This window comes from Paraburkholderia sp. RL17-383-BIF-A (assembly GCF_046028015.1).
Taxonomy (GTDB): Bacteria; Pseudomonadota; Gammaproteobacteria; order Burkholderiales; family Burkholderiaceae; genus Paraburkholderia.
The window spans coordinates 93,581-106,968 of sequence record NZ_JARESR010000020.1; the positions used below are offsets into that span (position 1 = coordinate 93,581).

General features: G+C 62.8%; 11 protein-coding genes. 1 reads left to right on the forward strand and 10 read right to left on the reverse strand.

The features are described 5' to 3' along the window. Positions 1–51 precede the first annotated feature (51 nt). The 5 genes from P0D71_RS22345 to P0D71_RS22365 form a co-directional block, all read right to left on the reverse strand. Complete coding sequence (locus tag P0D71_RS22345; protein WP_091801406.1) at positions 52–924, reverse strand: MetQ/NlpA family ABC transporter substrate-binding protein; 873 nt, start codon at positions 922–924, stop codon at positions 52–54. 153 nt (positions 925–1,077) lie between these two features. Beyond that, on the reverse strand, positions 1,078–2,133 hold the full coding sequence (locus tag P0D71_RS22350; RefSeq protein WP_408184989.1) for an aldo/keto reductase: 1,056 nt from the start codon (positions 2,131–2,133) through the stop codon (positions 1,078–1,080). Positions 2,134–2,171: 38 nt separating this feature from the next. After that, positions 2,172–3,791, reverse strand: a complete 1,620-nt coding sequence (locus tag P0D71_RS22355) for an ABC transporter substrate-binding protein (RefSeq protein WP_408482141.1) — start codon at positions 3,789–3,791, stop codon at positions 2,172–2,174. A gap of 41 nt (positions 3,792–3,832) precedes the next feature. Continuing rightward, positions 3,833–4,894, reverse strand: a complete 1,062-nt coding sequence (locus P0D71_RS22360; protein ID WP_408482143.1) for an ABC transporter substrate-binding protein — start codon at positions 4,892–4,894, stop codon at positions 3,833–3,835. A gap of 71 nt (positions 4,895–4,965) precedes the next feature. Further along, on the reverse strand, positions 4,966–6,186 hold the full coding sequence (locus P0D71_RS22365; protein ID WP_408482144.1) for an LLM class flavin-dependent oxidoreductase: 1,221 nt from the start codon (positions 6,184–6,186) through the stop codon (positions 4,966–4,968). Positions 6,187–6,654: 468 nt separating this feature from the next. On the opposite strand from P0D71_RS22365, the gene P0D71_RS22370 reads away from it, so the two are divergent. Next, complete coding sequence (locus P0D71_RS22370) at positions 6,655–8,244, forward strand: ABC transporter substrate-binding protein (RefSeq protein WP_408482145.1); 1,590 nt, start codon at positions 6,655–6,657, stop codon at positions 8,242–8,244. A 151-nt stretch (positions 8,245–8,395) separates the two neighbouring features. On the opposite strand, the gene P0D71_RS22375 is transcribed toward P0D71_RS22370, so the two are convergent. The 5 genes from P0D71_RS22375 to P0D71_RS22395 form a co-directional block, all read right to left on the reverse strand. Next, on the reverse strand, positions 8,396–9,571 hold the full coding sequence (locus tag P0D71_RS22375; protein WP_408482146.1) for an ABC transporter substrate-binding protein: 1,176 nt from the start codon (positions 9,569–9,571) through the stop codon (positions 8,396–8,398). Between the two features lie 127 nt (positions 9,572–9,698). Next, entirely contained in the window at positions 9,699–10,274 is a 576-nt protein-coding gene (locus tag P0D71_RS22380; RefSeq protein WP_408482148.1) for a peroxidase-related enzyme, read from the reverse strand. Then, a complete protein-coding gene (locus tag P0D71_RS22385) occupies positions 10,271–10,843 on the reverse strand; it encodes a CMD domain protein (RefSeq protein ID WP_408482150.1) in 573 nt (190 codons plus the stop codon). Before P0D71_RS22385 ends, P0D71_RS22380 begins: the two co-directional genes overlap by 4 nt. Before the next feature lie 26 nt (positions 10,844–10,869). Continuing rightward, the gene (locus tag P0D71_RS22390; protein ID WP_408482152.1) at positions 10,870–12,360 is read right to left on the reverse strand and encodes an NAD(P)-binding domain-containing protein; all 1,491 of its coding nucleotides are present in this window, start codon (positions 12,358–12,360) and stop codon (positions 10,870–10,872) included. After that, positions 12,357–13,379: a LysR family transcriptional regulator gene (locus P0D71_RS22395; RefSeq protein ID WP_408482154.1), complete on the reverse strand. Its 1,023-nt coding sequence runs from the start codon at positions 13,377–13,379 to the stop codon at positions 12,357–12,359. The genes P0D71_RS22390 and P0D71_RS22395 overlap by 4 nt, the downstream gene beginning before the upstream one ends. Positions 13,380–13,388: the final 9 nt, after the last annotated feature.

Consider the following 13,388-nt stretch of genomic DNA (forward strand, 5'->3'; position numbering starts at 1 on the left):
GAGTCCTCGCGAGGGCGGCCTGGTGGCGCCCTCGCGATCCTTCAAACCGTCTCACTCGTTGCCGAAGTACGCCGGCAAGCGAAAGCCGTCATAGAAGCGATTGCTGCGAATCGCGTGCTGGAAGTCCGCTGACTGATACGCCTGCACGATATCCTGAGTCGCGCGTGCGTTACGGTTGGCTGCCTTCACGACGACCTGGTTGATATACGGCGGCGTCATCTCTTCGAGCGCGAGCGCATCGGTCAGTTTGTGGCCGCTGAAGATCGCGAAATTGCCCTGAATCGCGGCGTAATCGACATCTTCAAGGGCGCGTGGCGCCTGTGCCGATTCCAGCGGAACGATCTTGATGCCGGCCGGATTGGCGATCACGTCACGCTCGGTGACGTCGACGGGATTCGGGTTTGGTTTGATCCTGATCCAGCCGATCCGCTGGAGTATCTTCAGCGCACGTTCGAGGTTGACCGGATCGTTCGGCACCGCGACGCGAGTGCCGGGTTTGACTTCCGCGAGTGAACGGTGTTTGCTCGAATAGAGTCCCATCGGCGGCGTGGGAACCTGCACCACGCCGACCAGATCCGTTCCGTTGCGATCGTTATACGACTTCAGATAGACCTCGTGCTGCATGACGTCGGCGATGATCTCGCCGCGATAGACAGCCTGGTTCGCTTCGAGGCCGGTGCTGAACTCGACGTATTTGATCGCATAGCCTTTCTTGCGCAATTGCGGCTCGACACCTGCCTTGAATTCGTCGGCATAGGGGCCCGGCACGAAGCCGACGCGCAGTTCCTGTGCGGTGCCGCCGCTGTCCGCGGCATAAGCGGTGAGGGCGGAGAAGGCGGTGAAGCTCGCAAGCGTGGTGGCCAGAAGTAAAGCGCCAGTGACACGCCGTCTGACGGCTGATGGTGCTGCAATGGATCGGGACATGATGATAAAAGTGCGGGGAATGGGGGTGATTGGAGCAAGCGGGGCTATCGGGCGATTGTCAGACGCGGTAGCTTTGCGAAGACCGGCCAGGCGGTTGCCGTGCCGGCGGTAAAAAAAGCGTCGCCAACTGTCTGAGCTGGCAACCGTGGACAGTCAATGCGATCCCTGCTGAACGAGCACGGGTTCTTTTTCGGACGTGCCATGACGCGGGATTCGCCCGAAGAACGGATGGCCCGGATCGTTGAAACCGGGCGTTGACGGATGGCCACTCGTGACGAGCGAGTCGACGAACGTTTCATCTTCCGCCGTCAGGCGGTAGCGCAGCGCCGGCAAGTAGTCCAGCCACTGCGCTTCCGTGCGCGGGCCCGCAATGGTCGAACTGATGTAACGGCTATTGAGCACCCACGCGAGTGCGAATTGCCCGGCGGAAAGCCCCCGCGCTTGCGCATGCTCGCGCACGCGGCGCGCCAGTTCGAGTGATTCCGCACGCCATTCTGTCTGCTGCAGACGCCGGTCGCTGCGGCCCGCGCGCGTATCGGCGCCAGGCGTCGAGCCTGGTTCGTACTTGCCCGTCAACACGCCGCGCGCGAGTGGGCTATAGGAAATCACGCCGAGTCCGTAGCGGTGCGCGGCTGTCAATTGCTCAGCCTCGGCCTGGCGGTTGGCGATGTTGTAGAGCGGCTGGCTCGCTACCGGCGCATCGAGTCCGAGCGCCTGCGCAGTGTGGCTGAATTCGGCGATTTTCCACGCGCGATGATTCGACAAGCCGTAATAACGCAGCTTGCCGGCCTGGATCAGATCGTTGAGTGCCCGCACCGTTTCTTCAACCGGTGTTTCGTGGTCTTCGCGGTGGATATAGAGCAGGTCGATGTAGTCGGTGTTGAGGCGTTTCAGGCTGGCATCCACGGCCCGTATGATGTGCTTGCGCGATGCGCCACGCGCGTTGATATCGCCGTCCTGCAGCGGGTTCGCGAATTTGGTCGCCAGCACCCAGCGCTCGCGCTGCGCGGCGATGCTGCGGCCCACCACGCGCTCGGACTCGCCTTTGGCGTACACGTCCGCCGTATCGATCGAATTCACGCCGTGCTCCTGAGCCTGATCGATGATGCGCGCGGCGCTCGCTTCGTCGGTGGGGCCGCCGAACATCATCGTGCCGAGCGTCAGCGTCGAAACCTTGATGCCGCTGCGGCCGAGTTGTCTGTATTCCATGTGAGTCGAATTCCGTGAGAGAGTGAATCGGGAGAGGTCTAGCGTTGCAGCCACACATCGGCGAAACTGGACGACACGCCGTCCGGCGAGGTCGTATGGTTATGCACCGCGCGCGAGTAGACGGTCAGGTATTGCGGTGACACCAGATTGATGTCCGGCAGATCGCGTTCGAGAATGCGCTGAATCTGCGAGAAGAGTTGCTTGCGCTTTGCTTCGTCGGTTTCTTCGGCGACCTGCGAGAACAATTGATCGATCTCCGGATTGCTGTAATGGGAGCCGTTGGTGAAGGGCACGCCACGCCGGAAATTGCTGGTCGTGTAGAGACGCGCCACACCGACCACCGGATCGAACAGATTGCTCATGCCATTGATCGAGAAATCGAAATCGCGGTCGGTGTAGATTCGCTTCAGATAAGCAGGCAAATCCTGGCTGCGAACGGTGACGGCAATGCCGACACGGGCGAGGGCCGACTTGACGTAGGCGGCGGTGCGCGCTGGCAGATCGCCGATCGGCAAGGGGTCGACGGTAAGGGCGAAACGCGTGCCGTCGGCTTTGCGCGGATAGCCCGCTTCGTCTAGCAACGCGTTGGCACGCTCCACGTTGAATGGATAGGGCGTGGGCGCCGGGTCGTAGTAGGGGCTCGACGGAATGATCGGGCTGGCGAGCGGCGTCGCGTAGCCGTAGTAGATCACCTTGCGAATCACTTCACGATCCAGTGCCGAAGCAATTGCCTGACGCACTTTCGTATTCTTCAATACCGGGTTGTCGAGGTTGAACTCGATGCGCGCCACGCCCGCCTGGAACTCGTAGCCGCGAGTCTCGAGTCCGAGCTTCGGGTTGGCTTTGAGGCGCTCCAGATCGGACAGCGGCACGGGCGAGTCGCCGCTCAGGTCCACGGAACCGTCTTCGAAAGCGACGGTGCGGGCGGCCGGATCGTTGATCACCTTGACGACAATGCGATCGAGCCACGGCTTGCCTTTGTCCCAGTAGTCGTCGTTGCGCATGTATTCGACGTAGCTGCCGCGCACCCATTTGACGAAGCGAAACGGACCGGTGCCGATCGGCGCGTTATTCGCGGGGTTGGTCAGCACGTCGGTGCCTTCGTAGATATGCTTCGGCACGATCGGCGTTTCCGACGAAGAGAACGCCTTGATCAGATACGGTGCCGGCTTCGACAGCGTGATGACAACGGTATAAGGGTCCGGCGTCGCGACATCGGTAACGTTGGCGAAGGTGGTCTTGGCGCGCGGGTGCACCTGCCGGAGCGTCTGGATCGAATACGCTACGTCGGCGGACGTGAAGGGCTTGCCGTCGTGCCATTTCACGCCGCGGCGCAGATGGAAAACGTATTTGCGGCTGTCGTCGCTCACTTCCCACGAGGTGGCTAGCGAAGCTTTCGGTTGAAACTTGAAGTCGTATTCCAGCAAGCCTTCCACGACTTTCGGGCTAACCTTGAGCACGTTGGTCGCCGTGGTGGCGAGGTCCACGAGCGCGGTTGGCTCCGGCGTAACGATGAAATTGAGCGTGCCGCCGCGAGTCTGCGCTTGCGCGTGCGCAGCAAACAGTGTGACGATCAGGGTGACTGCCAGACCGAGCGCGCCCTTGAACAGGCGCGCGCCGCGGCGGCTTGGCGCCGCCTGCGTTGTGACATAGGTCATCGTATGGTTGTGTGAGAGAAAAATCGGGTGAAGAAGCGGATTCAGTTTGCGAATGCCGTCAGCGCGGGCCGGCGCGCGAGCGCGGCGTGAAGTGGCGCGGGGTCGATCCATGCGTCGAACTCGAAATCCGATGCAATGAAGCCCCACTTGAAAAGAAAGCGCTTGAAGTCGGCGAGCGCCGCGAGCGCCTGCGGGTCGAGTCCGATCGTCAATTGTCGATGCAGCCCGCCGGGATAGGCGCGCTCCACCCAATGCTCGGCACTGCGCGTTTCGCGGGCGACGTAGTGCGCCACATCGCCTGCGTGGGCCTTGGCCCAATCGCCGGTATCCAACGTGCGCGCGAGCACCCGCTCGACCAGGTCGGGGCGTTCACGTAGCAGACCCGCGTCTACCGTCAACGGCCGGGGCGTGCCATTGTTCGCGTGTAGCAGGCGATTCGGCTGCGCGCTGATGTCGACGAGGATCTTCGCATCGAGCAGGTTCGCGATATCGAGGCCCGTCGCCCCTTTGACGAACACGACATCGGCTTCTCCGCGCAACAGCGCTTCGGCCTCGCGGGCGTACTCGTGAGAGCGTTGCGCGTCGAGCCAATCGGCGAGCGGCGCATCGGCAGCGGGTTTGGCGTCTTCGAGACTGCGCGGCGTGTGCAGCAGGTCGACCAGATCGATATCTTCGAGTTGCACGCCCAGCACGCCCAGCAACGAAGAAAAGCCGCGCAGTGCGGTGGCGCGATGAAAGTCGACTACGCCCGCGCGCGTATTGAGCGGAAAGCCGAAACGACGCCCGGCCAATGCATCCGGACTCGCTTCGAGGTGACGGTCGAGCGTGATCAGGGCCTGGAATTCGTCCGCCCAGCTCAGGCCGATCAGACGCGTGTCGCTACCTTGTGCGCGCGCCCAGAGCGCGGGAATATTGCCGCCCTGACGGAACGACCAGGGCTGCGTATGCGTGAAATGCGAGCGACGGATCGTCACGTCGTCGGCGTCCTGTAGCGCTTTGACATCGATTCCGTCGGCCGCGAATTCTTCTTCGAGCCAGCCTTTCTGCACGGCAATGCCGAATGGCGTGGGGGCGGGGCAGCGCGTGTACCAGAGGCGGCTCATACAATGACCTTGTAATTGAAGACTATCGGGCAACCTGAAGGCGGTTCTCGCATCCGAAGGTGGGCGCGCAATCAGTACCGGAGGCCTGCTTCGCGCAACAACGGCACCACGCGCTCGCCGAAGAAATCGAGGTCCGGCTGAAAATCGAAAAAGCTCAACTGCACGCCGTCGATACCGGCCTGATGCAAACGCACGATGTAATCGGCGATCTGCTGCGGCGAGCCGACCATCGCGATGTTGCCGCCCACCGCGCGGGCGGCGGCCTGATTGCGCTGTTCAGCGTTGCCGCGCCATGCGTGCGCGTCGCTGTCGAAGCGATGAAAACTGCCTTCGTCACCGTGCGCCACGATCGAGTCGTGATAGGCGCGTGCTTCTGCCTCGGACTCGCGGCAGATCACCATTGGATTGATCAAGGTGCGGATCCTGCGGCCGTGCTTCGCGGCGGTTGCCTTCACGCGCGCCGTATGCGCCGGCAGCGCCGCTAACGCCGCTTCGATTTCGGAGCCGGCCGGACTGGTGATGAACACGACGTCCGAGTAACGGGCGGCGAAGTCGATACCCGCGTCGGAACCGGTCGCATTCACGAGAAGCGGACGGCCGTATTTCGGTTTCGGCGTGACGAACGCCTTGTCGAGCTTCCAGCTGGATAGCTCGGGTGCGAAGCTGAAATTTTCAGCCTGCGCCCAGAGTTGCTGCACGGCATCGAGAAACTCGGCGGCAAGTTCGTAGCGCCGGTCATGTTCGATACGATGCCAGCCGAACATTTCATGCTCGATGGCGCGATGGCCGGTGACGACATTGATACCCCACCGTCCCTTTGAGATGTGATCGAGCGTCGCGCTGAATTTGGCGAAGTGCAGCGGATGCCATGGCCCGTAGAGCACATGGCTGGTGGCGACCAGAATGATGCGCTCGGTGCGCGCCGTCATCGCGGCCAGCGACATGAACGAGTCGAGCGCTTCACCGTTGAATACGCCGCCGTAGCCGCCTTTTGGCAGCCATTGCGACAGCGCGAAGACGAGATCGAAGCCGAATGCCTCGGCTTTTTGCACCAGTGCCAGGTTGTAATCGAAGTTCCAGTCGGTGGAGCGAGGCAGTGTTGACGCGCTCCACCCGCCTGCCTGAATCGGCAGAAATAGTCCCAGCAGCAGCGGCTGTTCGAAGGCGCGTGAGACCGGGCTATCGGCGAATGCAGCCGGTGATCGAACTGGAACGAATGGCGTGGCAGCCCGCCTGTCTTCAGCAGCAGGCGACGAGGCCTCAGGTGGAGCGGCGAGAATGGAATCAGTCACAGTAATTGTCCGTGCCGTTTTGGCGTAAAGAGCGCGCATTCGATGGGCGGTCGACCATCGCGCGTGATTGGCGGCGGCAACGATTCTCGCCACCACGTCAACGCTCGCGTGAACGCAGTAGATCATGCAAGGTTGGGAATGCAAAACAATGAATTCTGCTTTTCAATTGAAGCGACGGATGCTGCAAAGCCGTGCTGTTATAACGGAGATATCGCGCATGGCAGGATGAACGAGAAGACCGTCTGGCGGCACAGTAGCGTTGAACGCGCGCACACACCGGCAGTTTGCGGCGGGAAAAGAGCAATCGGCGTTAGCAAAGCGCGTGGGTACGTTGCGGCATGTCAGTGAGCTACGGAAAGCGCCTTGAATCACGCTAAACATAGGATGCAAAGCTAATCACTTTTGCTTGCTTTTCGTTCCTTCCAAGCCGCCTTACTATCCGACATTCCTATAATAAAGAGGATACCTATGAGCTTGCAAAACGGTTTGCGCGGAACCCTTTCCGCCGCGGTGTTCGCCTTCGCGCTGATTGGCGCCAGTCCGGTGCCCGCTCTGGCGGCGCCCAATCATGGTGGAACCCTCACATGGCTCGTCACGCCTGAACCTGCGTCGATCGTTCCTTTGACCACCACCGCCGGCGGTAACGCGGAGATCGGCCCGAAAGTGGTGGAAGGCTTGCTGACCTATGACAAGGACCTCAATCCTCAACCCCTGCTGGCTACCGCATGGTCGGTCAGCAAAGACGGGCTTCAATATCGCTTCAATTTGCGCCGCGGCGTAAAGTGGCACGACGGCAAGCCGTTTACTTCCGCAGACGTTGCCTTTTCGATTCTGACGCTCAAGCAGGTGCATCCGCGCGGCCGGAGCACGTTCGCGAGTGTCACCGATGTCAAGACACCGGACCCTTACACCGCGATCATCGAACTATCGAAACCCGCGCCGTTTCTGCTGACCGCGCTGTCCGGTTCCGAGTCGCCGATCGTGCCGAAGCACTTGTACGAAGGGACGGACATCGGATCCAACCCATATAACAGCGCGCCGGTCGGCACGGGGCCGTTCATTTACAAATCGTTTGTTCACGGCAGCTATATTCTGCTCGAACGCAATCCGGACTACTGGGACAAACCCAAGCCCTACGTGGACAAGATCATCGTGCGCTTTCTTCCCGATGGCGCGGCCCGCGCGGCAGCGCTTGAATCGGGTGCGGCCAATCTCGGCGATCAGGCGATTCCGTTAGCGGACGTCAAGCGGTTCACGACACTGCCTGAATTCAATGTGGATACGACCAACTGGCCGTACGCGAGCAACCATCAGCAGTTGATCTTCAACCTGGATACGCCGGTTCTCAAAGACAAGGCCGTGCGCAAAGCGATTTCACAGGCAATCGACGTCAATGCATTGAACCGCGTGGTCTGGTATGGCTATGGTCAGGTGTCCGCTGCGCCGATCGGCACGGCCAATACGAAGTATCACGACGCCGACATTCATTACTTTCCGTATGACATTGCTCAGGCCAATGCCGCGCTGGATGCGGCCGGCTTGAAGCGCGGCGCGGACGGAAAGCGCTTCAAACTGCGATTGCTGTTCAATCCGTTCCAGGATCCGCGGGCGGCGGATTTTGTGCGTCAGTCGTTGGCGCGTATCGGGGTCGATGGAGAGATCGAGAGTTATGATTTCGCCACCTACGTAAAGAAGGCTTATACCGATCGCGCTTTCGACATCACGCTCGAAGCGCTCTCCAATGTATTCGACCCGACAGTGGGCGTGCAACGCGTTTTCTGGTCGAAGAACTTCAAGATCGGACTGCCGTTCTCCAATGCGGCGCACTATTCGAACCCGGAGGTCGACCGTTTGCTCGAAGCCGCCTCCGTTGAGACCGACGAAGCAAAGCGCCGTCAGCTATTCATCCAGTTCCAGCAGATCGTTCACGACGACATTCCGTCGATCGAGTTCGGCGCGAATCCGAGCATTACGGTCGTTTCGAAGAAGGTGAGGGACTATGCGCCGACCGGGGAAGGGTTGCGCGGGAATTTTGCTGATTTGTATATTCAGCCGTAGAGCGTGTGGAGAGAAAGGGGAAGGAGTGTCCGCTTCCCCTCGACTTCCAGCCCGGCGTGATCAGCACCACTTCCGGGGTACGCTTTGCATCCAGACCGTCCGGCAACCTCGGCAAGGCTCACGCCTCCGAGTGCCGCCGGATATCCCGCACTCACTTCGCCGCCACCGCAGCCTTGCTGCCAAGAAGCGCCCACTCGCCATTTTCGACTACGAGGTTGACGCTTTTCACTCCGATCACGCGACGCGTCGCCGGATCGAAAGTCGCCTTGCCGAACACGACGCTGGGCACGTCATGCAACTTTGGCAACGCATCACGCACGGCTCGGCGATCGAGGCCGCCGGCGCGCAGCGCATAGGCGGCGATGATCGTGGCGTCGTAAGCAAACGCGTTGAAGGCGTCCGGTTGATGGTGATATTTCGTCTCGAAGCCCCGAACGGAATGCTGAACTTCGGGGCTCGGATCGCCCGGGAAAAAGCTGGTATTGGTGGTTACACCGTTGACGGACTCACCACCCAGCTCCATGAACTTCGGCGAGTACACGGAGCTGGCGGCCACGATCGGCAGGCTGATGCCACTCGTACGCGCCTGGCGCACGATCTGCGCGCCGTCCGAGTAGTAGGAAATCAGCACCAGTGCATCGGGCTTCGTATCACGCACGCGCAGCAGCGTGGCGCGAAAATCCTTGTCGGTGGGCTGATAACCTTCGGCGGCCACGACCTGTGCGCCACGCGCGGCCGCCGCCTTCACGAATACGTCCTTACTGGCGCGGCCCCAATCCGTGTTCTGGAACAGCACGGCGATGCGCCTGAAACCCTGCTTGACGGCCAGGTCCGCGAGCAGCGGTTGCGCGTCTGCCTGGCTGACGGACGGGCTCCAGATGAAGTCTCCGCCTTTGGTGAAGTCAGGATGCGAGTTAGTGAAACCCAACTGCACGAGGCCGGCGCGCTGATAGATCGGCGAGGCCGCCATCGAGGCCGGACTCGAAAAATCGCCGAGTTCGATCAGGATGCGCTTGTCGTCGACAAACTTCTGCGCAATGCCGACCGCCTGGCGCGGGTCGCTCTGACTGTCTTCGAACACGTACTGCAAGGGTCGGCCGTTGATGCCGCCCTGGCTGTTGATCTCGTCGAGCGCGAGGTCGAAGCCGGCTTTCCATTGCGCGCCATATTGCGCATTCGGGCCGGTCAGTGGTCCGCTTACGCCGAAGAATACCGGCTCGCCGGTGGCCGGCGCCGCGGAAGATACACCGTAAACGGAGAAGGCAAGCACGGCGCCGACGAGCGTGAACAGTCGCCGGAACCGCAAGAAAGGACGCGAGGCAGACATGAGTATTTTCCCGAAATGAGTTGGACTGCGAGTCTCTAACGCATCTCTTCGTGCGACAACGAAGCGATTCGCATATCCATATTCGCCAGCCGGCGCGATGCGAGGTCAATGCAATGCGAAGCCCGACCTACGCCGGAAATACGGCCTCACCGAGCGTCAGCATCAGCCGGTTCGCCCACGCGAAGATCGCAATCGCCTGGCTTAAGTCGAGAATCTGCGTATCGTCGAGCCCTGCGCGGCGCAGCGCGTCGAGCGAGGCCGGGCTGAGCGCTTCAGGATGCAGCGTGAGATCGATCGCGTACTTCACGATGGCGCGTTCGCGCTCCGTCGTGCCCGCGGTCTGCGGGGCCGAGAAGATCTGCTGGATTACGTCGTCGCGTTTCGCGAGTTGCTGGAAGCGCTGCGCATGCACCGAGGCGCAGTACACGCAGCCATTGACCCGCGAGACAACCGTGCTCGCAAGCTCGCGCTCCGTGCGCGACAGGCCGCCTGGCGCGTACATGATGCTGTTGAACGCACCGGAGCGCTGCCGGAGGATTTCCGCTTCGTGCACGAGCAGCAGGTAATAGTCCGAAGTCTTCGCCTGGGGATGGCTCGCTTCGAGCACCGCCGTCTGCGCGGGCGATGCCTGCGCGAGCGGGACGGTATCGAGCCATGCGCGCCAGCCGAGGGTCTGCGAGGTGAAGCCGTGATCCGTGCTCATGCTCGTGCCTCCAGCGCGCGCAACGCGGCGACGACCCGCACCTGATACGTGACGAATGCGACGAGTTGCGCGAGTGCGACGATCGCACGCGTCGTCAGACCGGCTGACTGTAGCGCCGAGAGGGCCGGCTTGCCGGTCGCGGCAGGCTGCAATACGAGTGCTTCGGTATGCACGAGGATCGCCGCAAGCCGCGGGTCGGCCGTCACATCGCGCGGCGTGCGACGTTGCGCGATGGCATCGAGCAATGCGCTCGTTGCGTGCGCATCTGTTTCCGCGTCTGGTCCCGCGGCCGGTTCGAGTGCCAGCAGGCGTTTGCGATACGCTTGCGCGGTCTGCTCCGAGCGCGAGAGCAGCGCCGCATACCACGCCGCGTACAGCCGTTCGCGCAGCGTCAGATCGACGACGTCGCTGGAGAACAGCGCGTCGTGACTGCCTTGCGTATAGCGGGTTGCGTCACCGCGGAAGGCGCGCAACGCAGCGACAGGGCTGTCGGGCGCGAGCCCCGCCAACGCTGCAACGAAGTCGTCGGTTGCGGCAGTGGATGTGTGATCGGTCAATGAAGAAGACATGAGTGATAAGTCTCGTCAGGGGAGAGTCAGGCGGTGGTGTCGATTACGGGCGCGTCGGCGTCGGCCCATTCGTCTCCGGCAAGCTCGGCGGTGTCGAATGCCTGCAGCGCGGCGTAGTGCGTGTCCCGGTCGGCGTCGAACAGCATGGCGGCGATGGCGCGCGCGAGACGTTGCGCGCCGTCGCTGATCGCGGGAATGTCGCCGGCGATCTTGCCGTGCGACAGACTCGCGCCGTGATTGAATGAGTGAATGCGCGAGAGCGCCGGACATGTGCCCGCGATCCGTTCCTGCAAGGCAAAGTTGCGATCCAGATCCGGCGAGCTGCCGAGGTCGTCGCTCGGCAGTTCGCACGCGGGTTCGAAGCGGTCACGCCAGCGGCGCACATGCGGCGCGATCAGCGCAAACTCGTCGCGGGTGTCGATCTCGGCGTGAAAACCGGTCGCGAAGATCAGGTAATCGAGCGCGTAGCGGCCCCTCGGCGTAGCGACGACGACCGTGTCGCCCTCGTGGCTTACGCGCGTGAGCGGGCTGGCAAGATGCAGCTTCGCCTGAGCATACTTCGCGACGCGCAGCACGCTATCGCGCGGCGGCGGCGCCTGAGTCTGGGCGGAGTAGTGCAGAAAGCGCCATTTCCATTCGTCAGGCAGGCTGGCGAAACCGTGTACGAGGCCGGGGCTGCCAATGCCGGTCAACTTGTTGATGCGAGGCAGCGCGTCGCGTCGCACGAACAGATCGACTTGCGCCGCGCCGGCTTCGAGCGCGCTCGCGGCATTGTCGAACGCCGACGCGCTTGCACCCACCACGCCGACACGCTTGCCGCGCAACGCGGCGAAGTCGATCGCATCCGACGAGTGCGCGCGCAGGCGGGCGGGAAGTTCGCGTGCAACCTCGGGAATGAAGGGGCCGCCCAGGCCCTCGCGTCCGGTTGCCAGCACGACATGCCTGGCCAGCACGATTTCGCGCCGGGCGCGACTGGTGTCGTTCGCCGCTCCGCCGAGGAGATCGAGTTCGATCAGGCCATCGCTGCGTGGGCGCAATCTTTCGACGCGAGTGTCGTTGCGCACCGGCAGTTCAAGCACGCGGCGATACCAGCGCAGATAGTCCATCCACTGCGTACGCGGAATCTTGTAGAGCGCGTCCCATTGTTCGCGACCGAACTGGGCTTCGTACCATGCGCGAAAGGTCAGGGCGGGCAGACGGAGCGCGGGCCCGGTCAGCTGTTTCGGCGAGCGCAGGGTCTGCATCCGCGCGTAGGTGACCCACGGACCTTCGCGGCCCGCCGGCGCCTGATCGAAGAGCCGCTGGTTGTCGATGCCCAACAGGCGCAACTCGGCGCTTGCCGCGAGTCCGGCCATGCCGGCGCCGATGATCGCGACATCAAGCACGCGTTGCGCCCCGACGTTTCGCGCGGGCACCCAGGAAGGCGCAGGCAGTTCGAGCCAGTCGAGGTCTTCGCGAAGCCGGGCTTCGAGCGCGGCCAGGCCGTCGGCGGCGGGTGGTGGATTCAATACGGTCATGCCGGAACTCCGGTGTCGCGATGAGAGGAGGAATCGGAATCGCCAGCGTTGTCCGCGCTATCCATGCGATCGTGAGCGACCAGTGCGCCATGCTGCGACGCCGCGTGGCGCACCGCGCCGGGCAGCAGAGCGTGTGAGACTTCAGCGAGGGCGTCGATCATCGCGTCCATTGCGGGAGTGCGCGGTCGGCCCGACAGCGTGACAACGCCATACAGAAACGGGATCGGCACGTCGAGCGGCCGCACTTCGACATCGGCGAGGCGCAGCCCGAACGCCGTCACCGGATCGACAATGGCGACGCCGAGCTTCTCCTGCGCCGCCATCATCGCGTTGAGCGACGCGTTGGTTTCCAGCGCGGTGAGGAGCGCAATGCCGGCCTGATCGAACGCGCGATCGATCCTGTTGCGCAGCCGGTAGCGGTTCGCCAGCGTCGCGACCGGCTGTCCGGCGAGATGCGCGAGCGGCAACACGGCGTCCTGCGCCAGCGGGTCGTCGCGATGCAGCACGGCCACGCACGGTGCTTCGATGATGTAGTGCACATCGAGGGCCGCATGATCGAGTGGAAGCGTGGCGATGCCAACATCGGCGGCACGCGAGAGCAACGTCTGCACGACCTGCTCGGCGGACGCGCTGCGCAGTTGCGTGTTGCCGCGTGTGCCTGCTTGCGCGGCCGCCTGGTTCAGCTTCGCGAGGGCGCGCGGCGCCAGCGCCGCGGCGAGCGCGGGCGTTGCCACGACGCGCAGCGGCATGGGTTCGTCGCGGCCGATGGCGCGCGCACTGGCTCGGATCGCATCGAGGCCGATCAGCGAACGCTCCACTTCGTCATAAAGCAGAAATGCGCGGCTCGTCGGCGTGACGCGTGGCCCTTTCCGGTCGAACAGTGCATAGCCGATCTCCTGTTCGAGATCCTGGATCGTTCTCGTCACGCCCGGCTGCGAGCGGCGCAGCAGTCGAGCCGCGCCGGTCATGCTGCCCGCCGACATGACTGCTGAGAACGCTTCGAGTTGATGCAACTCCATGCGATGCCT